This window comes from Streptomyces odonnellii (assembly GCF_000981895.1).
Lineage (GTDB): Bacteria > Actinomycetota > Actinomycetes > Streptomycetales > Streptomycetaceae > Streptomyces > Streptomyces odonnellii.
This window is the reverse complement of record NZ_LATD01000026.1, coordinates 23,353-47,879: the sequence shown is the minus strand read 5'-3', so window position 1 is coordinate 47,879 and position 24,527 is coordinate 23,353. Positions and strand designations below refer to the sequence as shown.

The 24,527-nt window shown below is 70.3% G+C and carries 16 protein-coding genes and 1 pseudogene; 15 read left to right on the top strand and 2 right to left on the bottom strand.

The window, feature by feature from the left end; all coding sequences use genetic code 11:
- Positions 1 to 59: 59 nt before the first annotated feature.
- On the bottom strand, positions 60 to 2,564 hold the full coding sequence (locus WH07_RS03885) for a SpoIIE family protein phosphatase (RefSeq protein WP_052744226.1): 2,505 nt from the start codon (positions 2,562 to 2,564) through the stop codon (positions 60 to 62).
- Positions 2,565 to 2,824: 260 nt separating this feature from the next.
- Between WH07_RS03885 and WH07_RS03880 the strand changes: the two genes are divergently transcribed.
- The gene (locus WH07_RS03880) at positions 2,825 to 4,408 is read left to right on the top strand and encodes an extracellular catalytic domain type 1 short-chain-length polyhydroxyalkanoate depolymerase (protein ID WP_079022921.1); all 1,584 of its coding nucleotides are present in this window, start codon (positions 2,825 to 2,827) and stop codon (positions 4,406 to 4,408) included.
- A 276-nt stretch (positions 4,409 to 4,684) separates the two neighbouring features.
- On the opposite strand, the gene WH07_RS03875 is transcribed toward WH07_RS03880, so the two are convergent.
- The gene (locus WH07_RS03875; RefSeq protein WP_079022920.1) at positions 4,685 to 5,191 is read right to left on the bottom strand and encodes an SPW repeat protein; all 507 of its coding nucleotides are present in this window, start codon (positions 5,189 to 5,191) and stop codon (positions 4,685 to 4,687) included.
- 279 nt (positions 5,192 to 5,470) lie between these two features.
- Here WH07_RS03875 and WH07_RS03870 point away from each other — a divergent pair, with 279 nt between their 5' ends.
- The 14 genes and pseudogenes from WH07_RS03870 to WH07_RS03805 all read left to right on the top strand — a co-directional run bounded on the left by WH07_RS03870 (position 5,471) and on the right by WH07_RS03805 (position 24,524).
- Complete coding sequence (locus WH07_RS03870; RefSeq protein WP_046495265.1) at positions 5,471 to 5,977, top strand: MarR family winged helix-turn-helix transcriptional regulator; 507 nt, start codon at positions 5,471 to 5,473, stop codon at positions 5,975 to 5,977.
- A 121-nt stretch (positions 5,978 to 6,098) separates the two neighbouring features.
- A complete protein-coding gene (locus WH07_RS03865) occupies positions 6,099 to 6,428 on the top strand; it encodes a CU044_2847 family protein (RefSeq protein ID WP_046495263.1) in 330 nt (109 codons plus the stop codon).
- A gap of 334 nt (positions 6,429 to 6,762) precedes the next feature.
- Entirely contained in the window at positions 6,763 to 8,496 is a 1,734-nt protein-coding gene (gene ctaD / locus WH07_RS03860; protein WP_046495262.1) for an aa3-type cytochrome oxidase subunit I, read from the top strand.
- Between the two features lie 27 nt (positions 8,497 to 8,523).
- The gene (locus WH07_RS03855; protein WP_046495260.1) at positions 8,524 to 8,871 is read left to right on the top strand and encodes a hypothetical protein; all 348 of its coding nucleotides are present in this window, start codon (positions 8,524 to 8,526) and stop codon (positions 8,869 to 8,871) included.
- Positions 8,872 to 9,333: 462 nt separating this feature from the next.
- On the top strand, positions 9,334 to 11,184 hold the full coding sequence (locus WH07_RS03850) for a phage tail sheath C-terminal domain-containing protein (protein ID WP_046495258.1): 1,851 nt from the start codon (positions 9,334 to 9,336) through the stop codon (positions 11,182 to 11,184).
- Positions 11,185 to 11,212: 28 nt separating this feature from the next.
- Positions 11,213 to 11,735: pseudogene (locus WH07_RS41905) on the top strand (phage tail protein).
- Positions 11,732 to 12,475 carry a T4 family baseplate hub assembly chaperone gene (locus WH07_RS03840; protein ID WP_046495256.1) on the top strand — a complete coding sequence of 248 codons (744 nt, stop codon included), beginning with the start codon at positions 11,732 to 11,734 and terminating at the stop codon, positions 12,473 to 12,475. The pseudogene WH07_RS41905 and the gene WH07_RS03840 overlap by 4 nt, the downstream one beginning before the upstream one ends.
- Positions 12,468 to 13,190, top strand: coding sequence for a hypothetical protein (locus WH07_RS39515; RefSeq protein ID WP_046495254.1), 723 nt, complete (start codon positions 12,468 to 12,470; stop codon positions 13,188 to 13,190). Before WH07_RS03840 ends, WH07_RS39515 begins: the two co-directional genes overlap by 8 nt.
- Before the next feature lie 4 nt (positions 13,191 to 13,194).
- A complete protein-coding gene (locus tag WH07_RS03830; RefSeq protein WP_046495252.1) occupies positions 13,195 to 14,100 on the top strand; it encodes a DUF4255 domain-containing protein in 906 nt (301 codons plus the stop codon).
- 33 nt (positions 14,101 to 14,133) lie between these two features.
- Positions 14,134 to 16,101: an ATP-binding protein gene (locus tag WH07_RS03825; RefSeq protein ID WP_046495272.1), complete on the top strand. Its 1,968-nt coding sequence runs from the start codon at positions 14,134 to 14,136 to the stop codon at positions 16,099 to 16,101.
- Positions 16,092 to 16,388, top strand: coding sequence for a hypothetical protein (locus tag WH07_RS03820; protein WP_046495250.1), 297 nt, complete (start codon positions 16,092 to 16,094; stop codon positions 16,386 to 16,388). The genes WH07_RS03825 and WH07_RS03820 overlap by 10 nt, the downstream gene beginning before the upstream one ends.
- Positions 16,385 to 23,140: an eCIS core domain-containing protein gene (locus WH07_RS03815; RefSeq protein WP_046495248.1), complete on the top strand. Its 6,756-nt coding sequence runs from the start codon at positions 16,385 to 16,387 to the stop codon at positions 23,138 to 23,140. Before WH07_RS03820 ends, WH07_RS03815 begins: the two co-directional genes overlap by 4 nt.
- A 14-nt stretch (positions 23,141 to 23,154) precedes the next feature.
- Positions 23,155 to 23,847, top strand: a complete 693-nt coding sequence (locus tag WH07_RS03810; RefSeq protein WP_046495246.1) for a hypothetical protein — start codon at positions 23,155 to 23,157, stop codon at positions 23,845 to 23,847.
- On the top strand, positions 23,844 to 24,524 hold the full coding sequence (locus WH07_RS03805; RefSeq protein WP_046495243.1) for a hypothetical protein: 681 nt from the start codon (positions 23,844 to 23,846) through the stop codon (positions 24,522 to 24,524). Before WH07_RS03810 ends, WH07_RS03805 begins: the two co-directional genes overlap by 4 nt.
- Positions 24,525 to 24,527: the final 3 nt, after the last annotated feature.

Sequence of the window (24,527 nt, the reverse complement as noted above, 5' to 3'; positions counted from 1 at the left end):
GCCCTCGCCTGCCCTCGTATGCCCCCCGTGCCCTCGCGTACCGGAAGACCGTACGGGGATCAGGCCGCCGGAAGCGCCTGTTCCGCCCAGATCGCCTTGCCGGTGGGAAGCTGTCTGGTCCCCCACCGCTCGGTGAGCTGGGCCACCAGCAGCAGCCCCCGCCCGCCCTCGTCGAAGACCCGGGCCCGGCGCATGTGCGGGGCGGTGGTGCTGCCGTCGGAGACCTCGCAGATCAGTGTGCGGTCGCGGATCAGCCGGAGCTGGACGGGTCCGCCGGCGTGCAGGATGGCATTGGTGAACAGCTCGCTGACCACCATCTCCGTGGTGAAGGTCAGTTCCTCCAGGCCCCACATGGCGAGCTGGTCCGCCGCACGCTCGCGGGCGTCGGCGACCAGCGCGGGCTCGGCCGGCAGCTCCCAGGTGGCGACCTGTCCGGCGTCGAGGGCCTGGGTGCGCGCGACGAGCAGCGCCACGTCGTCGACGGGCCGGGTGGACTGGAGGGTCCGGAGAACGATGTCACAGACGGCCTCGGGCGAGGCGGACGAGGCGGACGCGGTGCGCAGGATGTCGCACAGGACATCGATGCCGGAGCCGACGTCGTGTTCTGGTGATTCGATCAGGCCGTCGGTGTAGAGGACGAGCAGACTGCCCTCCGGGATCTCGAACTCGGCTGCCTCGAAGGGCAGATCGCCCAGCCCCAGGGTCGGGCTCGGCGGCAGCCGCAGCACCTCGACCGTGCCGTCCGGCCTGGCGAGTATGGGCGGCGGATGGCCCGCCCTGGCGGCGCTGCAGTGCCTGGAGACCGGGTCGTACACGGTGTACAGACAGCTCGCGCCGAGATAGGCGTCGTCCGCCGACTGGTCGGCGTTCTCCGAGGCGAGCCGCAGGACCACGTCGTCGAGGTGGGTGAAGAGTTCGTCCGGCGGCAGGTCCATGTCCGCGAGGGTGCGTACGGCGGTACGGAGCCGGCCCATGGTGGCGGAGGCGTGGATGCCGTGCCCGACGACATCGCCGACGACCAGCGCGACCCGGGAGCCGGAGAGCGGAATGACATCGAACCAGTCGCCGCCCACGCCGTACTGGGAGTCGGCGGGCCGGTAGCGGGTGGCGACCTCGACGGCCGACTGCCGGGCCGCGCCCCTCGGCAGCAGGCTGCGCTGCAGGGCGACGGCGGTGCTGCGCTCGCGGGTGTAGCGCCGGGCGTTGTCGATGCAGACGGCGGCCCTGGCGGCGAGCTGTTCGGCGAGGAGCAGATCGTCCGCCGTGAAGGCCTCCGGGTTGGCGCTGCGGCAGAACAGAGCCGCGCCCAGCACGTTCCCGCGCGCGACCAGCGGCGCGGCCACGATCGACTGGACCCCGTAGTTCGGGCAGTTCGCGGCCCGCCGGGGGTCCCGCGCCATCCACTCGGTGTAGCCGGCGTCCCAGGGCCCCGTGAGGACGGCGCGGCCGGTGGCCAGACAGCGCGCGGGCGGTGAGAACTCGGGGTAGTTGTCCACCTCGCCGATGGCGACGGCGGCCTCGGGCACATCGGCGCGCTGGGCCGACTGGTGGGCGACACGGCGCAGCCGTATGTCGCCGGAGAGGGGCCCGGGAGTTGGCTCGTCCCCGTGCAGTACGGAGTCCAGCAGGTCGACGCTGATGAAGTCGGCGAACTGCGGCAGGGGGGTGCTCGCCAGTTCCTCGGCGGTACGGGTCACGTCCAGGGTGGTGCCGATCCGCAGACCGGCCTCGCTGAGCAGGGTGAGTCCCTCGCGGGCCCGGAACTCCTCGCTGATCTCGAGACCGGCCAGGGCGATGGCTCTGACCTTGCCGTCCTGGCCCTTGAGGGGCGAGAGCGAGACGAGCCAGGCCCGCTCACGGCCCTCGCCCGCGGCGGTACGGAAGGTCATCGCGGTCTCCGCCTCGCCGGTGCGCAGCACGCGCCGCATGGGCCCGGAGACCTGGACGTCCTGACGGTTGCCGGTCAGGAACCCGGTCCGCTTTCCGCGCATCCCGTCCTCGGTCAGCCCGGTGATCCGGCACATCTCCGGGTTGGCGCGGATCACCCGGAGGTCGGTGTCATGGATGGCCATCGGAAGCACCGACTGGGCGAACGCGTGATCCATCAGGTCGGTGTCGAGCGGCTCTGTTCCGTGCGGGTCCGTGTCGTGTCTCCGGTCTGTGCGGGAACGGGGAGGGACGTCACGGCCGGTGCCAGGTCCGGACACGGCCGCCAGCAGCCACGCCCCGGCTCCTTCGGCGTCCGTTCCGTCGACGTCCGTTAGCGGGCAGGCGAACAGGTCCATGTCCACGGGGTCGCCGTCCCGGTGGCGCGCCGCGACCTCGCCGCTCCAGGGTTCCCGGCCGGCCAGCGAGCGCCGGGCCGACTCGGGCAGCGAGCCCCGGAGAAGCCTCTTGGCCGCGTGACCCACGATCTCGGCCGGCAGATAGCCCAGCGCCTGCTCGGCGCCCGCGCTCCAGCACGCCACTATGCCGTCGGCGTCGATCGTTGCTGTCGCCCACCTCACCCCCGCACCGGACCCTTCCGGCGCCTTCCAGGTGGCCGCACCACGCGTGTCATCCATCCCGATCTCTACCCTTTGATGATTCTACCATTTCCCTTTTATCGGACTTTAGACCTCCCAGTGATATTCCCTCTGGGCGGAACCGTCATGCCTTGGGCGGTACCGCTCCCAGGGGCGCCGGTGGTATCGCCCCCGGAACGTCCATATGGCCGGACCCCACCGATCCGCTGGATTGATGGTGGTCCGGCCCGTGCTCCGTGCTGTGCGAGCGGCCCTACTGTCCGTATCCCACAGAGGGGGGACACCTCTAAGGAGCCGCCATGCATGCGATCCGTACCGGTATCCGTACTCGTACGAGAACACTCCGTACACGTACGAGAAAACTCTCCGCCGCCGGGCTGCTGCTCGCGCTGCTGGTCGCCCTGCTCGGTGCGGGCGGACCCGGGTTCGTACCCGAGGCACGGGCCGCCTCGCTCACCGAGGTGACCGGCTTCGGCTCGAACCCCGGCAATCTGCGGATGTTCCGCTATGTGCCGGACGGGCTGCCCGCGGGCCGGCCGCTGGTCGTGGCGATGCACGGCTGTACGCAGTCGGCCGCCGCGTACGACACGGAGACCGGCTGGACCAAATGGGCCGACCAGTGGGGGTTCGCCCTGGTGCTGCCGCAGCAGCAGGGCGGTAACAACCTCAATTCCTGCTTCAACTGGTTCGAGTCCGGGGACATCCGGCGCGGAGCGGGCGAGGCCCTGTCGATCAAGCAGATGACCGACCGGATGAAGACCGACCTGGGCAGCGACCCCGCGCGGGTGTACGCGACCGGGCTCTCCGCCGGGGCCGCGATGACCAATGTGATGCTTGCCGCCTACCCGGACGTCTTCAGCGCCGGAGCGCCGGTGGCGGGGCTGCCGTACGCCTGCGCGACCAGTGTGCTGGCCGCGTACACCTGCATGAACCCGGGGACGAACCTGTCGCCGGCGGCCTGGGCCGACAAGGTCCGTGGCGCCTATCCCGGGTACGCGGGTCCCTGGCCCTCGGTCTCCGTCTGGCAGGGCACGAGCGACACGACCGTCGTCCCGGCCAATATGACCGAGACCGTGGAGCAGTGGACCGCGGTCCACGGCACGGACACCACGGCCGATGCCACCGACACCGTGGCCGGCTATCCGCACGCGGTGTACCGCGACGGCGCGGGGCGCGCGGTGGTGGAGACGTACGCGCTCACCGGGATGGGGCACGGCCAGCCGGTCGACCCGGGAACGGGGGCGCAGCAGTGCGGTACGGCGGGCGCGTACATCCTTGACGTCAATCTGTGCGCGTCGTACCGCATCGGCCAGTTCTGGGGGCTGGACGGCGGCGACGGCGGCGGGACGCCGCCCGGTGAGGAGCCGCACTCCGCGGTGTTCCCGAGCCTGGCCTCGGACGACGGCTATGTGAAGGCGTCGGCGACCGGCGGCGGTCCCGCGGTCGGCACGCTGGAGGGCAGCCTCGGGCTGGCGGTCGGCCGGGGCACGGACGGGCTGCACAACCGGACCCTGCTCTCCTTCGACACCTCGTCGATCCCGGACGGGGCGACGGTGACCCGCGCGTATCTGACGGTGACGCGCGCCAGTGGAAGCGGTGACCCGTGGGCGGGCGGCAACCGGATGGTGGCGGACATCAGGACGGGCTGCTTCGGGGCGGCGTGCACAACGGGCACGGACGACTGGGCCGCCGCGGCCTCGGTGACGGAGGCGGCGGAGTTCGGCGCCTTCTCCTCGGGGACGAAGGCGTCGGGCTCCTTCACCACCGTGAACCGTACGGGCGTCACCCAGGCGCGGCTGCGGCTGGTGAACGCGCCCGCGTCGACGGCGTACGTCTTCCTGAGGCCGGGGGCGGACGCGACGCTGACGGTCGAGTGGGAGTAGCCGCCGGTCCGACGTGACACCACGAACACGCGGTGGTGCGGCCGAGAGCGGAATGCCGGCCGCACCACCGCGGATCAGCCGTTCAGGGCGGACGCCCGGATGAGTCGTTCAGGGCGGACGCCGTCGTTCAGCGGGACGCCGGTCCGGATCCATGGCACAACTGCCTTGCCGGCAGCGGGAGTCGGGCAGCGCGGGCATGCGGCAGGCCTCGGCGGAGCCGAGGCCTGTGTCCGCTCCGGCCCGGGTCAGGCCTGCGGAGTCCGCTGGCCGGTCACCTCATTTTCCTTCCGTGGTACCGACCCTGGGGCCTTCCGCGGGCCCGAGCCTGCGGCCCCGGCCGCCGCCCCTCATCGCCCCGCTCTTCATGGCCGCCGCCGCGCAGACCAGACCGAACAGGAAGACGAGCGCACCGATGACGACGTTGCTCCAGATGATGCCCTTGTCGGCACCGCTGCCCACGACCCACGGGGTCACGATCATCCAGATCCCCATCAGGCACATGGCCCAGCTCAGCCCGTACATCCTGGACGGTGTGTTGGTGAAACCGAGCGCCAGCACGGCGATGGCGATACCCATGATCAGGTTGTGTGCCGCCAGCGACGGCTGAGTGCGGGAGAAGTGCAGGATCCAGGGTGACAGCGCGCAGTACAGACCCACGAGGAACAGTGGTCCGTCCACGAGTGCCACATCGCGCCCGCCGAGCAGGCGCGCGTAACGCTCCCGCATCTCGGGGACATCGGGATGACCGGCAAGGTCCCCCCTCGCATGTGAGACGTCGGCCATACGACTCGCCTCCTTCGTTCGCGCAAGTCCGACCGCGATGCGCGACGCCGAGTCGCGCCCTATCTATTTTGCGCGCTTTGTCGGTTTTTGTGTAGCGCAGGCATCTTGGGCGCGGAATGCACTTCGCTGGTAAAATTCCGCGCTTCCATTTCGGGCCGCCGAGGACCGTATACAGAGCCCGGTATTGCCTGGCCGGGCGCGCCATGGACCGGCCTCCGGCTGGGCAGAATCGGCCTCTGACCGGAACCATGCCCCTGACAGGACCAGAGGAGCGCACAGGTGGCCGAGGATGTCGTCGCAGGGGTGATACGGCAGTGGGAGCAGGTACTGCCCGGACTTGAGCTGGCGCCGATCGCGGTGATCGGGCGGCTCAACCGCTGTTTCGCACTGCTCCAGCAGGCCGCCGACGCGCCCCTGCGGCGGGAGGGCCTGACCAGGCCGGAGTTCGACATCCTGGGCGCCCTGCGGCGTACGGACCGGGAGCTGACACCCGGACGTATCGCACGCGAGACCTTCGCCTCCGGAGCCGCCGTGACCAAGCGGCTGCGGCAGTTGGAGGGCCGGGGCCTGCTCACCCGACGGCTCGACGAACGGGACCGCCGGGTCGCGCATCTCTCCCTGACCGCCGACGGCCGCACGCTGCTCGACCGGCTGCTGCCCGAGCAACTGCGGTACGAGGCGGCCCTGCTGGAAGGCCTCGGCGCCCGGAGCCAGGCCCAGCTCGCCGACGGTCTGGGCGAGTTGCTCGTACTGCTCGAAGGGCGGCTGGGCAGCCTGGTCGACTGACACCGGGGGCGGGCACACCGTACCGAGGGCGACCGTGTGGCAACTCCATTGATTTCGGGGTCATTTCGCCGGATCCTTACGGAACCGGCCGACCGCCGGGCCGAGTCAGCGAGGAGTTGCCATGCCGTATGTGGGGGAACTGCGGCTCGCGGACGGGACGTCGGTCCCGCTGGAGATCGCCGAGGGCGAGGGCGGCGGTATCTCCCGGGCGGGCCGCGGGGGCGCGCAGGTGGGAGCGGTCGCCGACACCCTTCAGGAGGCCCTGGACCTGGTGCGGCCCGCGCTCAACGCGATGGTGGAGCGGGTACGCGATCTGGCGCACCCGCCGGACACGGTCGCCGTGGACTTCGGGGTCAAACTGACCGCGGAGGCGGGAGTGGTGGTGGCGAAGGCGGCCACCGAGGCGAATTTCACCGTCCATCTGGAGTGGCACACCGACCGGCCGGCGTAATACGCGCCGGGCCGGGCCGGGCGTCCAGCACGGCCCACGCCGCGGCGGGCCGACACGCCGACCGACACCGCACACTCTCTCGCGGACACAACACGACCGGACAGCACCCACGCATCCACTCCATCGGGTGAATGTTGCGCGCCGCGGCTGACGGCAGGGAGCCCCGGGCCGGTGACCGGCTCTGCCACGGGCCCCCGGAAACACCGCACCTCCGAGGCGTACGGACACGGTCCGCACGACGCGCCGGGGACGAACCGGTCGCGCCACGCCGGGGAAAGCGGCGCCATGCTGCTTGCCGACCCCACCCCAGGCGTTGACCGGAGGAACGTTCGCAGTGACGACCACAGGCACCGAAGAGCCGGCCGAGGCCGAGGACTCCTATGAGAACGAGGTGCCGGTACGGCGCAAGCAGCCGGGCCGTGTCATCGTCGGCTGGCTGACCACCACCGACCACAAGACGATCGGCACGCTCTATCTGATCACCTCGTTCGGATTCTTCATCGTGGGGGGCGCGCTGGCGCTCTTCATGCGTGCCGAACTCGCCAGGCCCGGCATCCAGATCATCTCGCACGAGCAGTTCAACCAGGCGTTCACCATGCATGGCACGATCATGCTGCTGCTGTTCGCGACACCGCTCTTCGCGGGATTCACCAACTGGATCATGCCGCTCCAGATCGGGGCGCCCGATGTGGCCTTCCCCCGGCTGAACATCCTGGCGTACTGGCTCTATCTCTTCGGCGGCCTCATCGTGCTCGGGGGCTTCGTCACCCCCAACGGCGCCGCCGACTTCGGCTGGTTCGCGTACTCCCCGCTCACCGACGGGGTCCACTCGCCCGGTGTCGGCGGGGACCTGTGGATCATGGGGCTGGTGCTGTCCGGCTTCGGCACGATCCTCGGTTCCGTCAACTTCATCGCGACGATCATCTGTATGCGGGCACCCGGTATGACGGTGTTCCGAATGCCGATCTTCACCTGGAATGTGCTGCTGACCGCCGTACTGGTGCTGTTCGCCTTCCCGGTGCTGGCCGCCGCGCTGCTCGCGCTGGAGGCCGACCGCAAGTTCGGCGCGCACGCCTTTGACCCGGCCAACGGAGGCGCGCTGCTGTGGCAGCACCTCTTCTGGTTCTTCGGGCACCCGGAGGTGTACATCATCGCGCTGCCGTTCTTCGGCATCGTGACCGAGATCCTGCCGGTCTTCAGCCGCAAGCCGGTCTTCGGCTACATCGGACTGGTGGGCGCCACCATCGCGATCGCGGGGCTGTCCATCACGGTGTGGGCGCACCACATGTTCGTGACCGGCGGTGTGCTGCTGCCGTTCTTCTCGTTCATGTCGTTCCTGATCGCCGTGCCGACCGGGGTGAAGTTCTTCAACTGGATCGGCACGATGTGGCACGGCTCGATCTCCGTCGAGACACCGATGCTCTGGTCGATCGGCTTCCTCGTCACCTTCCTCTTCGGCGGGCTCACGGGCGTCCTGCTGGCCTCGCCCCCGCTGGACTTCCACGTCTCCGACTCGTACTTCGTGGTGGCGCACTTCCACTACGTCGTCTTCGGGACCGTGGTGTTCGCGATGTTCGCCGGATTCCACTTCTGGTGGCCGAAGTTCACCGGCAAGATGCTGGACGAGCGGCTGGGGAAGATGACCTTCTGGACGCTCTTCGTCGGCTTCCACGGCACCTTCCTGGTGCAGCACTGGCTGGGCGTCACCGGGATGCCGCGCCGGTACGCGGACTATCTCGCCTCCGACGGCTTCACCACACTCAACACCGTGTCCTCCATCTCCTCGTTCGTGCTCGGGCTGTCGATGCTGCCGTTCTTCTACAACGTCTGGAAGACCGCGAAGTACGGCAAGAAGGTCGAGGAGGACGACCCCTGGGGCTACGGGCGTTCGCTGGAGTGGGCGACGTCCTGCCCGCCACCGAGGCACAACTTCCTCACCCTGCCGAGGATCCGCTCGGAATCCCCCGCGTTCGATCTGCACTACCCCGCCATCCGGTCGCTCGACGAGGCCATGAACCGCCGCACCGGCACCACCACCGCGGCGCCGCCCGGGGACAGGCCGGAGTGAGCGCCGTCCCGGAACGAGGAGGTACGCGTGGAGCGTGACGAGAACAGCGCCGGCGCGCCCGGACTGGTCCGGCTGGAGGGGTATCTGCTGTGGAACGCCGAGATCGAGGACGCGCGCGGCCGGGCAGCACGCTTCTGCGAGCAGCTTCCCTGGCTCACCACGGCCCAGCGCGAGGATGTGGAGCGCGCCTACATCGCGGACCGGCTGGCGGCCTCCCGGGCGATGCTCGTCCGTATCTCGGAGCGCGCCGCCGAGCTGCGCGGCGAGTACACGGAGCGCTACCGGACGCTGCGAACGCGCTGTGTGGCGGCGGCAGTTGTGGCGGTGGGCGCGGCGAGCGGCGCCTGCACCGCGGTCACTTACCTCGCCCGATGAGCGTTGATCGATTCCGTTGCCCCGGACGGCCCCGGACACGGACCGGCGCTTCGCAAGGCGGCGCGCCGGGGGAAAATCCATTCGGCTTGTTTGCCGCACTTAATCGAATTTTCCTGTGAAGCGATCGTGAACCGTTCTCCATATTCATCCCCGGTCATCGCTCTGACCACGCCCCATTGCCCGGAAGAGCGTCACAGTCAAATGATCACCCATTGACCGGATCGACGCCTTGACCATCTCTTGGGGCGGAACCACACTCGCCAGTGGCACTGATGCAACAAGAACCACAAGCGCGTGCGCCGTTCGTCTGTGCATCCGCATACGGATGGCTGTGCGAGACCGATATCGCACGGGGTGTGTGACCGGGGGAAAACCGAGAACGTTTATGCGAACTCGCGGCATCGACGCTCTTTCTTCACCTCCTCTCCTCATCTCTTGGTGCGCGAAGGGAATGGAGGGGGAATGCCGACGCATATGAGCTATCCCGGCGTTTACATCGAAGAGCTTCCCAGCGGCATCCGGACCATCGCCTCGGTCACCACGTCGGTGACCGCGTTCGTGGGGCACACCCGCCGGGGTCCGCTCAATGAGCCGGTCCGGATCAGCAGTTTCGCCGAGTTCGAGCGCCGCTTCGGCGGGCTCACCTCGCAGAGCGCGGTCTCGTACGCCGTGCACCAGTTCTTCGGCAACGGCGGCACGGTCGCCGTGATCGTCCGGGTGGCCAGGGCGGGCACCGGCGAGGAGGCCTGTGTCACGCTCGACTCCACCGAGGGGCACAGCGAGTGCCCGGTGCTGGAGGTACGCGCCAAGGAGCCCGGCGTCTGGGGCTCACGGCTGCGGGTGGCCGTCGACCACGACACGCCCACCCCCGACAAGACGTTCAACCTGCGGATCCTCGACGCGCGCGGCGGTGCCCGCGAGTCCTTCACCGGACTGTCGATGAGCGCCGGCCACGGCCGTTTCGTGGAGACGGTCGTCAACGCGGGTTCCTCTCTCGTACGGGTGAAGGCCCTGGACGAGGGGCGGCCCGACCCGTCCGGGACGGTCTCCAAGCCCTTCTCGGCCGAGCTGCCCGATCTCGATGTCGAGCTGAAGGTCAAGATCGGCGATGTGGAGCGGGAGTTCACCCTCCACGAGCCCGACCATGACGGCGAAGCACCCGGGAGCGTCACCGAACTGGCGCTGCTGCTGGAGCGCAAGCTGCGCTCGCTGCCCGACGCGCCCGGCAAGCACACCTACGCGGGCGCCGAGGTCACCGCCTTCGGCCGGCGTCTCCAGGTCGTGGCCGGGTCCCTCGACCCGGACGACGTGGTGCGCTTCGTCGGCGAGTGCGCCAACGACCTGGGGCTGGAGGCCTCGGTCAACCCGCCCGTCTTCCCGCTGAAGGGCGGCAAGGACGGCGACCCGCCGGGACCGCGCGATCTGATCGGCAGCGAGGCCGCCAAGACCGGGCTCCAGGCGCTGCGCGACATGGACGACGTCAATCTGCTGACGCTGCCCGAGCTTTCGGCGTACGAGTCCACCGAGGACATGGTCACCGTCCTGTCCGCGGCCGAGCAGCTCTGCCGCGAGCGGCGGATCTTCCTGCTCGTGGACTCGCCCTCGGCCTGGGGCGGGGTGGACGCCGCGCGCGCCGGGATCGGCACGTTCGACGCCGTACGCAGCAATCACGCGGGCCTGTACTTCCCGCATCTCCAGCTCACCGACCCGCTCACCGGACGGCTGCGCTCCTTCCCGCCGTCCGGTGCCGTCGCCGGGGTGATCGCCCGTACCGACGCGGAGCGCGGGGTATGGAAGGCACCGGCCGGGACCGAGGCGCGGCTCGCCGGGGTGCGGTCGCTGACGGTCAAGCTCACCGACCGGGAGAACGGCCTGCTCAACCCGCTGGGCGTGAACTGTCTGCGCACCTTCCCGGTGGTCGGCCCGCTGATCTGGGGCTCGCGCACCCTGGAGGGCGCGGACGCGCTCGACAGCGAGTGGAAGTACGTACCGGTGCGGCGGCTCGCGCTGCATGTCGAGGAGAGCCTCCACCGCGGCCTCCAGTGGGTCGTGTTCGAGCCCAACAACGAGCAGCTCTGGCTCCAGATCCGGCTCAAGGCGTCGGCGTATCTGAATGATCTCTTCCGGCAGGGCGCCTTCCAGGGCGGCACCCCGCGCGAGGCGTACTTCGTCAAGTGCGACAAGGACACCACCACCCGGGCGGATATCGACCGCGGAGTGGTCAATGTCGTGGTCGGTATCGCGCCAGTGCGGCCCGCGGAGTTCGTGATCGTCACCATCCAGCAGGTGGCCGGAGAACTCTCCCTCTCTTAACCAAGGCAAAGGAACACGAAGGAAAACGATGGCCGAGTTCCAGGTCAATGCCCATCGCTTCGACCCCTACAAGAATTTCAAGTTCCTGGTCCTGTGGGACGGTCGGACGGTCGCGGGCATCAGCAAGATCAGTCCTCTGAAGCGCACCACCGAAGTGGTCAAGCACCGCCATGGGGGAGATCCGAGTTCACCGCGGAAATCGCCGGGCCGCTCCGAGTTCGAAGGCGTGACCCTCGAACGCGGGGTCACCCACGACCCGGAGTTCGACCGCTGGGCCAACAAGGTCTGGCAGGTCGGTGCCGGGCTAGGCGCGGAGGTCTCGCTGCGGGACTTCCGCAAGGACATCATCATCCAGGTCCTCAACGAGGCCGGACAGGTGGCCGTCTCGCACAATGTACCGCGCCTGGGTGAGCGAGTACCAGGTCCTCGGCGAGCTGGACGCCAACGCCAACGCGGTCGCCATCCAGAGCGTCAAGCTCGAATGCGAGGGCTGGGAGCGCGACTACGAGGTGGAGGAACCGGTCGAGCCCTCGTTCACCCATCCGGCATGACCGGGCCGGCCGAGCTGCTCGCCACCTGGGAGGCCGGCCTGGCCCAGCACGGTCCGGGGAGGTCTCTGCTGCTGCACCGGGCGGCCCGCCCGGGGGCCGGCGCCGACGAGCTGCTGTCGATGCCGGTCGGTGCGCGGGAGGCGGACCTGTTCGCGCTGCGCCGGGCGCTGTTCGGCGAGCGTATGCAGGTCCGTACCGAGTGCGCGTCGTGCGGTGAGGCGATGGAGTTCGACCTCGACGCGGCTCAACTGGCCGCCGCCCGGCCGCCGGCCGTGGCCGGTCCGCTGCGGGTGGCCGAGGGCGAGTGGGTGGTCGAGTTCCGGCTGCCCACCGTCGCGGATGTCGCGGCGGCGGGAGCGGTACGGGATCCGGGCGAGGCCCGCCGACTGCTGGTGGAGCGCTGCACGGTCTCGGCCGTACGGGGCGGGGAGACCGTACCGGCGGACCGGCTGGCCGGACTGCTGCCCGAGCGCATCGAGCGGCGCCTCGCCGAGGCGGCGGCGGACGCCGACCCGGCGGCCGATGTGACGCTGAACGTCCGCTGCCCCGAGTGCGGCGCGGCCACCCCGGCCGAGCTGGACATCACCTCGTATCTGTGGACCGAACTGGACTGCTGGGCACGGGACTTGATGCTCGATGTCCATCTGCTGGCCTCCGCCTACGGGTGGAGCGAACCGGAGATCCTGGCGCTCAGCCCGCTGCGGCGCCGCTACTACCTGGAGCTGTGCGCGGATGGCTGACTACTTCGACCGGCTGCTGGCCCGGTACGCACCGGGGTCCGCCGCGGGCGGCGCCGGGGACGCGGTGCGGGTACGGCCCCGGCTGCCGGGTCCGTACGAGCGGCCCGAGGCGGTACGGACGGGCCTGCCGGAGCCGGACGAGCCGGCCGCGCTGATCCCGGCCGCGCCCCGACCCGCCTTCGGGCCGGTGGAGTCGGTGCGCCTGGAGCGCGAGGTGCGGACCGACCGGCACACGGTCGTACGGACGGAGCCCGCGCGGCCCGGCGAGCCCGGGCGGCCGGCCGTGGTCCCTCCGCCGAACGCCGGGCCGGTGCTGCGGCCTTCGGCGACCGTGGTTCCGGGACCGCGGCCCTCGGCGACGGAGGGTCCGCGCGCGGCCGGGCGGGCGCCGGTGCCCCCGGTGCCCGGTCCGGTACGGGCACCCGGGGCCGGGACCGTACCGCGTGCCCCGGTCGCTCCGGCGGCCGACGCCCCGGTTCGTGCGCGGCCGCGCGACGCCGACACAGCGGTGGCGCGGGGCGCGGCGGCGAACGGGGTGGGGCGGCGGGCTTCACGGACGCCGGAGCGAGTCGTCCACGTGCGGATCGGCCGGCTGGAGGTGAGCGCGGCAGTGGCGCCGGGAGCTTCTGTACGTACGCCGGCCGGGCAGACGGGACGGACCGCGCCCGCACTGACGCTGGACGCCTATCTCGCGCGCGGCGAGACGAGGAACTGAGGCCATGAGCAACGCACTTGCCCTCGCGACGGTCACCCAGGCGCTGGCTCTGCTGATCGAGAGCAACCTCGGCCCCGAGATGGACATCGCGGTCAAGGTCGAGACCCGTAAACCACCCGCCGAGCCGCCGGTCGAGCCGACGATCAATGTCTTCCTGTACCAGGTCACACCGAACGCCTCGATGCGCCACACCGACCTGCCGACGCGTGCCTCGGACGGCACCCTGCTCAACCGGCCCGCCGCGCCGCTGGATCTGCACTATCTGATCAGCGCGTACGGCGAGGAGGCGGAGCTGATCGGCCAGCGCCTGATCGGATGTGTGGTCCGTACTCTGCACGAATTCCCGCTCCTGCCATACGAGTTGATCGAGCTGGCGGCGGAGCGCCCGCATCTCGCGGGCAGCGATCTGGCGGTGTCGGCGCAGCGGGTGCGGTTCACACCGACGGTGATGGACATCGACGAGACGTCGAAGCTCTGGGGGATGCTCCACCAGACGCCGTACTCGCTGTCGGTGGCGTATCAGGCGTCGCTGGTGCTGATCGAGGGCCGCGAACGGCCGGTGGCGGCTAAGCCGGTGGAGAAGCGGACGGTACGGGTGGTGCCGCTGGGGTCGGAGGGGGCACCGGGACGGCCTTCGGCGCCGACGCCAGCACCTGTGCAAGTGCCTGCGCCTGCGCCGCCTTCAGTGGAAGACCCGGTCAGGGAGCCGGGGTCTGCGGCTGCCACGCCGGCCAAGAAGCGCGCGGCTCGCAAGACGACAACCAAGCGGGCAGCGCCGACTGCTCGTACCCGGAAGAGCACGCGGTCCGGGCCGGGTGCGGGGTCGGGGCCAGGCTCGGGATCGGACTCGGGCAGGGACTCGGGCTCGGGCGCCGGGTCGGGCTCGGGCGAAGACGGCGGGGAGAGCTGAGGCACGGTGCGCGACACGGGGGCGGGTGAGGGCATGAGCACCAACGACGAGGCGAGCACGGACGGCCGGACACTGGCCGCCGCCATGCGTTCGGTCCTGGCCCGCGTCGACGCACACGCCGAGCGCACCCGTAACGGCGGCACACCCACGCCGGAGGCGGCCGGGCGGGCCGCCTCGCACGACGAGACGGGCGTGCCCTCCGGGCCCGCGTCCCTCGACGCGCTTGTCGCCTGTTTCGGGCTCAGTCCGTTCGAGCGGGATGTCGTCCTGCTCACCGCCGCCGCCGAGCTGGACCCCACCACCGGCAGCCGTTGCGCCGCCGCGAGCGGTCATCCGGAGCGGGCGCATCCGACCTTCTCGCTCGCCCTCGCCGCGCTGGGCGAGCCGCACTGGAGTGCGCTCACGCCCGTCGCGCCACTGCGCCGCTGGCGGATCGTCGAGCTGGACGACGAGTCGCGGCTGACCACCTCGCGGCTCCGGCTCGACGAGCGCATCCTGCATTTCCTCGTCGGCTCGCCGTACTTGGACGCCCGGCTGCACGGCCTGCTGCGCCGGACACCCGCGCCGGACAGCCTCCCCCCTTCGTACGACCTGGCGGCGGCCCGGGTCGCCGCGAGCTGGGCGGCCACCGGACCGTACAGCCCGCGCCGCGCCGAACTGGTCGGCGGCGACCCGCGGTCCCGTGCCGAGATAGCCGCGGCGGCGGCCCGTCGTGCGGGGCTCGGCCTGTACACGATGGCCGCCGCTGACATTCCGTCAGCTCCGGCCGAACGCGACCGGCTCGCTCGGCTCTGGCAGCGCGAGGCGGTCCTGCTGCCCGCCGCGCTGCTGCTGGAGACCGGTGAGCTGGACCGTGAACAGGCCGCCGCCACCGACGCGTTCATCGAGAGCGCGGCCGTACCACTGGTCGTCTCCAGCACCGATCCCCGGGCCGGCGCCGGTCCGCGCGGCGCGCGGGTCACCGTACCGGCGCTCGGTCCCGACGAGCAGCTCGGTGTGTGGGCGGACGCGTTCGCGGGCGTACCGGAGGTGTCGGAGGACGAACTGCGGGACCTGGTCGAGCAGTTCGCGCTCCCGCCGTATCTCGTCCGCTCCGCCGCCGCGGCCGTCGTACGGGACCTGCCGGGTGAGGACGGGCCGGACGCCGCGGCGCTGGCCTGGCAAGCCGGCCTGGCCGAGGCCCGGATGGGCATGGACGAGCTGGGCCGGCGCCTCGAACCACGGGCCGGCTGGGACGACTTGGTGCTCGCGGAGCGGCAGTCGAGGATCCTGCGGGAGATCGTCGCGCATGTACGGCAGCGGGCCACCGTCTACCAGGAGTGGGGCTTCGCGGCGACGCTGCGCCGGGGCCTCGGTGTCACCGCGCTGTTCGCGGGCGGCTCCGGCACCGGGAAGACCCTGGCCGCCGAGGTGATGGCGCGCGAGCTGGGTCTCGATCTGTTCGTCATCGATCTGTCGCAGGTGGTCAGCAAGTACATCGGCGAGACCGAGAAGAACCTGCGCCGGGTGTTCGACGCGGCCGAACGCGGCGGCGCGCTGCTGCTGTTCGACGAGGCGGACGCGCTCTTCGGCAAGCGCAGTGAGGTCAAGGACAGCCACGACCGGTACGCGAATCTCGAAGTCAGCTATCTGCTGATGCGGATGGAGGCGTACCGGGGTCTGGCGATCCTGACCACGAACATGAAGCAGGCGCTGGACACGGCGTTCATGCGTCGGATCCGGTTCGTGGTGGACTTCCCGTTCCCCGGCGAGAGCGAACGCGTCGAGATCTGGCGGCGTGTGCTGCCCGCGCGGGCGCCGCTGAAGGACATCGATCCGGAGCGGCTCGCCCGGCTGACCGTGGCGGGCGGCTCGATCCGCAATATCGCGCTGTCGGGCGCCTTCCTCGCGGCGGAGGAGGGCGGCCGGCTCCAGATGCGGCACATGCTGGAGGCGGCACGTACCGAATACCTCAAGCTGGACCGCTCCTTGACGCCCTCGGAGGTCCACGGATGGGTCTGAACGAGGCACGGCGTATGTCGTCGTCCGAGGTACGGGTGGACATCGGCGAGCTGGTGCTCGACGGTTTCGAACGGCTGGACCCCGAGCGGGTGTCGGCGGCGTTCCAAGCCGAACTGGCCCGGCTCGTAAGGGAACGCGGCGTGCCGCTGGCGGCCGACGGCGGCCGGACCCTGGACGCCCTGTCCGGACTGCCGCCGCTGCCCGCGACCACTTCGCCGGGCCGGCTGGGCGAGGCGCTGGCGCGCGCGGTGCACGCGGGTCTGTCGGGGCGGGGTGAACCACGATGAGTACGTCGTCCCGCAGCGCGTCCCAGGACGCCGAGGCGGCCCGTACCGAACGGCGGAGCAAGCGCAAGGAGCGGGCCAGATCCGCCGCGCCCGAGCCGAAGAACATCGTCAGCGGCGCGGGCCAGCCGCTGGATCCGGGCGTACGGCGGGAGCTGGAGGAACGGCTCGGCCACGACTTCGGCCAGGTGCGGCTGCACACCGACCGCGACGCGGGCGCGCTCACGGAACTGCTGGGCGCGGACGCGGTCGCCGTCGGCCAGGACATCTTCTTCCGCGAGGGCGCGTACGTATCGGGCACGGCGGACGGCCAACGCCTGCTCGCCCACGAACTCCTGCACACGGTCCAGAACCCGCACGGCCTGGGCACCCTCCGCGCGGGCCGCGACCTGGGCGCGGTGAGCCTGCCGCAGCAGGCGATCGAACAGGAGGCGGAGTCGACGGCGCGCGATCTCGTACGGGACGGATTACACGCCCGGGACGAGGAGCCTTCGACGGTCGAGAAGGGCCAGTCCACCCCCGGCTGGCTCCGCTACGCGACGGTCGACGCCGACCGCCGCCGCATGGAGGAACTGGACCCCGCGACACTGCTCGACCGCCTGGCGCACGGGGTGGTGCGCTCGTTGCGGGGCGACCCGGAGGACCGGTCGGGTCGGGTGCGGCTCCAACTTGCGCGGATGGCGCCGCAGGTGCAGGACCTTGTCCTCGATCGACTGGAACTGCGGCTGACCACCCCCGTACTCGACCGGCTGCTGGACTTGGTCGACGAGACTGAGCAGCAGGGGCCGTTGCCACTGGCGGCCACCGGTGCCCCCGAGGCGGTCCCCGGCGAGGCCGAGGACATCGCACAGGAACGTGAGCGCGAGTCTGCCGAGGAGAAGCGGCAGCCGACGGAGGGCACCGGTCACGGCCGGCGCGAGCCTGGTCCGCAGGGAGAGGACGGGAAGTCCACCGGAGACGGTGAGACGGCCGAAGAGTCGACCGCGCCTGGAGGACGGGGAGGGGCTGGCGCGGACGGGAACACCACGTCTCCGGAACAGGCGGCGAGCCAGGACCGTGGAGAGGCCGCCGCACGGCAGCAGGACCGGTCCCAGGAGCGGCAGGAGGACAGGAACGCCTCTGCCGAGAGGGATGCGCCGAAGGACGAAGCGGGTGCGGAGGAGGAGCGGGAGTCGTCAGGTCCGGAGGAGGAGGCCACCGCTCAGGAGCAGGAACAGCAGGCTGCGGAACAGGAGCCGCAGCAAACCGAAGGCCCGGCCGGGAGCCCCGCCGTCAGCAGGGGTGCCGCGGCTGCCCCGGCAGCCGTGGACAGGAGCGGTGCCGAACCCGGCGAGAAGGCCAGGACCGGCGGTGACCCCGGCACAGCTCGCGCTGCGGGCGATCCGGAGAACGAAGAAGGCACCGACGACGAGCCGTTGGGGCTGGAGTCGGAGTCCGCGGACGGCGCCGAGGAGCAGGGGGACGCGGCGGCGGACGAGGAAGCGGGCAGAGGTGACGTACCCGTTCCCGGCATCGACCTCGTCGGGTACACGGATGCGGCCAAGAACCCGAGCCTCGTCGAGGAACGGCGGAAGGGAACGGCCGCTCGGCCCAGCCTTCCGTCCACGACTGCCGAATTGGCGCCGGACGCGGTACAGGACCAGACCGAATCCGACACGCCCCAGGACAGTCCCTCACGTTCCGAGGCCGAGGAGGAGTCCGAGAGGCGCGCCATCCAGGACCTCCTCGGTGTCAGCTCCGCCGATCAGGACCTCGGCTCCACAGAAAACAGCGGGGCAGGCGACTCCGGGTTGGCGGGCTCTGGGCCGACCGCGACCCCCATGACTGATTCCGCCGAAACGCGGTGGGAGAAGAAGCAAACGGAGGAACGCGGGGAGGACGCCGAAGCCGAAAGGCGGGACGAGGAGGCTCGTACCGCCGATGGCGCGGGGGGCGGAGCGGTCTCCGGGCCCGGCGAGACGGCTGCCCCTCGGCAGTTGGACAAGGCCGGTGAGGACGCCCGTAGCCAGGGAGCCGGCACGGCCTCGTCCGGTTCCGCGGCGGAGAGCAGGGCCGCGGGGGCGGACGGAAGCGGCCAGGCGGATACGGCCAGGGAGTCGGGCCGCGCCGCCGACAGCCAGAGCGCTGCCGGGACGGCCGGGACGGAGACCGACGCCGGGTCCGGGGGGACCGCCGAGACGGGTACGGACCGAGCCGGGGGCGGCGGGAACACCGGGCAGGAAACGCCCGCCCCCGGGCCCAGTGCTGTCCCCGCCGACCAGGACGTCACCGAGGGCAAGGGTCCTGCCACCTCCCCCGCCCCGCAGAGCGGCCCGGACAAGGTCTCTGCGCCGGGGCCGGTTTCCGCCCCGGCGCCGGCGCCGGGCAACGGTCCCGCGCCCATGGCCGGCCAGGAGGCGAAGGCCAACTCCCCCAAGGCCACCGGGGCGCCACGCGCCGGGTCCACGGGGGCGGGTCCCCGGGCAAGGCCGACGGGGGCCAAGCGTCAGGCCGCCCGGCAGGCGGCGAAAACCGTCCGCCGGGGCGGAGGCGGCGGGGGCGGCAGCCGCTCGGCCTCGGCCTCCGCCCCGGCTCCCGGGCGGGCCGGTCGTGGCGGCGGCCGGGCCGGCGGGTCCGGCGCGGGGAAGGCCAAGAAGGAAGCTCCGGCACCCGATGTCTCGAACGCCACGCCCGAATCGGGGCTGGCCACCGCGGCGGGGCTCAAGCCGCACCAGGCACTGGAGACGCTGAAGGGCGTCGACGGCGCGGTCGGCCGTTCGGTCGACAAGGAGCGGACGACGCTGCGCAAGGCGCCGCCGAAGACGCGGCGCCCGTCGGGCTCCCCGAGGACGGTGCCGGGCGGCCCGACGGTGGCGGCCCCCGGCACGTACACCAACGCCAAGGTGGCCCGTACCCAGGCGGCGCAGGGCAGCACGCCCGAGATCACCGGTGAGCAGAAACCGGAGGGCGAGCTGCCGGGTTCGAACGTGCCGGAGCCCAGTTGGTGGGACATCGCCGTGACGATCGGCGCCCAGTTGTTCGGCAGCCTCCTGAAGGAGATCCTGCCGCTCGACGATCTGATCGACTCGATCCTGGGGCTCCCCACCAAGGACGAGGGGCTGCGGAACGCCAAGGTGGGCGATGCGCCCAGGCTCCCGCTGGAGGACGACTCCGATCCACAGCGCACGGACGAGCAGAGCCGGAAGCTGGACGAGCGGAAGAACGAGCTGCATCAGTCGGGCCGTACGGACGCGGGCCTGCCGATGGGCGAGGACCAGATCTATCCGGACGTGCCCGGGGAGACCCTGACCGGCAAGGTGTCCGGCGGGAAGAAGACCGCGAAGGGAAGCGGCCCTCGGTCGGTGTCCGGGGGCGTGCCCATCGAGTCCGCCTCCGCCGTGGCCGAGCACGACCGCGGCCCGCAGATCCAGGCGGGCTTCACCGAGGGCCGGCAGAAGATGGGACAGGAGCGCCGGACCAAGGATCAGAAGGCTCAGCAGGACCGGCAGAAGCACGACCAGGACCTCAAGCGCGAGGTCGATGTCAGCAGCGAGAAGCAGTCGGACGCCCGCGACAAAGGCCGCACCGACATCGCCGACTCCCGTGACCAGTGGCGCAAGGAACAGGACGACAAGGTCGCGGAGATCGACGGCAAGAAGGGCAAGAAGTACGAGAAGGTCCGCCAGGACATCACGGACAAGGAGAAGGAGACCGACGAGGACGTCGACAAGCGCACCGAGGACGACAACCAGAGGATCACGGACACGCAGAACGACGCCGAGCGGGAGGCCGAGGAGAAGCAGGACGAGGGCAAGAGCGACGCGGACAACTGGCTCGAAGAGGCCATCGAGAAGCTGAAGGAATTCTTCGAGGAACTCAAGAACGCCATCAAGACGGTCTTCGAGGAGGCGCGTCGGGTCGTCACCGACCTCATCGACAGGTTCAAGCAGGCGGTCTTCCAGCTCATCGACGACGCCCGCAACTGGGTCATCGACCAGATCAACGTCTTCGCCGACGCCCTGATCGCCCTCGGCGACGAACTCCTCGCCGACTACCCGGCGATGCGCGACAAGTGGCGCAACACCATCGACGGCGCGCGCGACTGGGCCGTGGAGAAGGTCAACGAGTTCGCCGACGCTCTCAAGGAAGTCGCTGGCAAGCTGCTCGACGGCCTGTGCGACGCTCTGGTCGCGGGGCTGGACCTGCTGGAGACGGGGCTGCTGGCGGCCGTAGACATGGCGGAGACCGTGACCGTCGGCGCGCTGGAGTTCGGCGCGGCCGTTGTACAGGGGCTCGGCGAGTGGGCCGCCATCTTCAACGACATCGTCTCCGATCCGGGCGACTGGATCAGCAAGGCGGGGGCCGCCGCGGAGACCGGGGCGCAGGACCACCTCTTCGAGGAGATCAAGACCGCGGTCAAAGCCTGGTTCAACCAGAAGGTCCAGGAGATCATCGGCATCCCGATGGAGGATTTCCAGGAACTGCTGGACGGCGGGGTCACCGCAGAGCAGATGGGCCAGATGGCTTGGGACGAGGCCCTGCCGCAACTGCCGCTCATCATCGGCGTCCTGGTCGTCGAGAAGGTCGTCGCCAAGCTCATCCCCGGCGCAGGCTGGGTCATGGCGATCATCGACGCCCTGCAGACGGCCTGGGGGGCGCTCAGCGAGATCCTCGCCGCCTTCGGGCTCTTCATGGACTTTCTGAAGTCGGTCAAGAGCGGCAACGGCGCGCTGCCCTTCGCGAAGGCGGTCGCGGCGGGGGTCGTCGCGCTGCTGGAGCTGGTGTACCAGTTCCTGATCGAGGGCGTCGGCCGGTTCATGGGCAAGGTGGCCGACCGGCTCGGCGACATGCTGAAGAACCTGCGCAAGAAGAAGCCGGGACCGTCCGACTCTCCGGGCCAGCCGGACCCGCCCGGCAAACCCAGGAACGACGAGCCCGCCACGGCTGCGGACGACCGCACCCCGACGACCGACCGTCCGGCCACCGACCGCCCCGCCACCGACCGCCCGGCACCCCGCAAGCCGACAGCGGACCAGACGTCCCGTCCCCGGCCGAAGCCCAGCCCCGGCAAGCGCTCCTCCCCGGAGAAGAAGCCGCGCCCCTCGCACACGACACGCCCGAAGGAGCGCCACGACGACGAGACGCGACGTGAGGACGGCCGGGAGGTCAACGCGGCGAGGAGGCGGGCGCGGGACGCGGAGCGCAGGACACGCGACGAGGACCGGGACGGCCCCACGAGCAGGCCCACGCGCCGCGGCCCGGCCCGGGACACGCTCCGCCCCGATCGGCGTCGTCCCGACTCGGACCGTACGAACGACCGCGACCGGGACCGCGACCCCAGGAACACCCGCCGCGAGGACCGCCGACGACCGGACGACCGCCGCCGGGACGACGACCGCAGGGACGAGCGGCGCCGCGACACCGACAAGGACCGACGCCCCGGGGACCGCCCCCGGCGCCGGCCGCTCCGACGTGCCCGCCAGACCATCAAGTCGGCCGTCAACAGGGCACGTCGCGCCGGCCGCAGGCTCTACGGCAAAACCCGTCGCAGGATCGGCAGCCGCCTGAACGACCGGCTGCGTCGCCTGCTGGACCGATGGCGGCGTCGGCAGGAGGGGCAGCACGACCGGCGGCGCCGGGAAGAGCGCAGGCCGCAGGAGCGAACGCGTGAGCAGGAGATGCCGAGAGTGGTCTTCCGCAACCTGGACGGGGAGACGCACACCCTGATGTTCCGTGGGCGAGGCCCCGGTGCCGAGATGGTGGTACGCAGCCAGACCGACCCGGTCGAGAGGTACCTCAAGGAGTGGGAAGGCGAGGCCAGGCAGATCGAGGACGCCCCCGACCGCCGGGACCGCCAACTGGCATCCATTCGTTCCGCGTGGGCGGAGCATCGTGTGACGGCGGGCATCCAGCGGAGACTGCCGGCCAAGGGCACGACCGCTCACAGCCCGACCGGCCAAGCTGCCTACTCGGCCCTGCACATTGCCCTGCGCAGGCTGGCGGGGCTATTGGAGCTGCGCGAGGTCGATCCGAACGATCCACCGCTGCTGCCGATGATTCTCCCTGCCTACACCGACGGCGTACGCGCTGCGGGATTCCAGGCCACAGGCATCAACAAGTCCATCAAGAACCACAAGGGACAGAAACCACGCGGGAACAACCTGATTCCGCTCGGCTGGCAACTGGTACCGCCTCAGCTCCGGAACGAGACGGCGTGGGTGCGTATGCACATGTTCACCGAGAAGTTCGGCGGGAAGGCATCGGCGTCCAACCTCGTGCCTGCCCCTGGCACGGCTGTCAACAGCCGATTCGCGTACCGCATCGAACTGCCGGCGCACAAGTCCATCACCAAGGACCCTCAGGTGAAAATGATCTGGTACAACTACGCGGTCAATTTCTATCCGGCTCCTGACGAGTACTTTCCCAAAAAGATCTCCATGTCCTGGGGCAAGTACGGGGCCACGGGCAACACATGGCGGAAGCAGCCCGCCGAGGGCCACTACACGCGCGACGGCATCGAGCGCCCTACAGCTCTGGATTCCAGATTCGACATCAACGGAAAAGGTCCGGACTCCATCAGTAGCGAATTCGGTGTCAGCCGCGCCTTCGCGCTGGCCGTACGAGACCAGTCACCCTACCGCGACATCTATCAGCTGATGGTGCGCCTGAAGGTGCACAAGCGGAACCTGAACGCCACCGCACCGAGGAAGCTCAGGAACTTCGAAAAGGAGCTCAAGGCAGTCGTCAAAAAGAAGGGCAACATTCGCTTCACGTAGAAATCCAAGGGATCATGGCACGCTTCACGGAACAGGAACTCAGATACCTCCGGATCCTGAACGAACTCCAGGACGCCACGGAGGTGCAGGTTTTTTACGAGGAGAGGGGGGATATCGAAGAGGCCGTCGGAGAGGCTCCGAATGCCTTTGCCCTCTTGGAGGAGTGGCACGGCATCCGACTTGCTCCGGAACTACAGCGTGTCTTTCTCCGGTTCGACGGAATCTCTAGTCACTGGAGTTTCACGAGGGGTGAGTCAAGCCTCAGCGGTGAATTCTCGCTGCGTCATCTCTCCGCCGCCATGTTCGCCACCGGCGAGCACTTGATCCACGAGGAGGTCGACGCGGAACGGCGCGTTCTCTACTCGGAGTTCCGTATCTTCGACGAGCATCCCAGGACCGGGGCAGGCACCCTCGCTGCACTGCGCGTCCCGCCCACCGCGACCGGGCTCCTCTCGCCGGAGATCTGGTACTACGACAGTTCCGACAGCGAACTCCGACTGGACCTCGACTACGCCCAGTACCTGGACACGCTCCTCGTCACCAAGGGTACGAACGGCTGGCAGTACCTGTACGCCGACGTAGACCTCACCGACACCGGCCTCGGGGGTGTCGCGGATGACCTGTCCACCATGTTGGACGTGTTCCCGAAACTCTTTCCCGCATACGACTACTCGGATCTGCGGGCCCGGCTGGAGGAACGACTGTGAGCCGTTACGCGGACATACCCAAACCCATCCGGTCCGGCATCGTCATCGTCGACCCCGAGCGCGGTACCCCGCAGCGCATCATCGTCCTCCAGTTCAATCCCGACACCCTCGAACGCTCCGTCGCGCCCCAAGCCGCCGGGGGCAGCAGTGACTCCGGCGGGGGTGGCAGTGGAAGCGGGGACCGGAACGAAGCCCTGCGGCTCAAGGGGCCGGCGCAGGAGACGTGGAAGTTCACCGCCGAGATCGATGCCACTGATCAGCTCGATGTCGCCGCTCCCGATGGGATTCATCCTCAGCTCGCCGTGCTGGAGATGCTCGTGCAGCCCACCACCGCGCAGCTCCGGGCCGCCTCGCGGCTCGCGCAGAACGGGTCCATCGAGATCAGTCCCATCGAGACGCCGCTGACGCTCTTCACCTGGGGGAGCAAGCGGGTGATGCCCGTGCGGCTCACCGAGTTGTCCGTCAACGAGTCGGCGTTCGACGTGAATCTGAATCCCATCCGGGCCTCGCTCAGCATAGGGCTGAAGGTGCTGACCGTCAGTGATCTGCCGGCCGGGCATCGCGGGGCCGAGTTGTATCTCGCGCACCTCGCGCAGAAGGAACGGCTCGCCGGGGCCGCCGTCGGTGGGCAGTTCGGGAGCCTCGGGCTCAGTGGCGGGATCGGGACGGGGAGGTAGCGG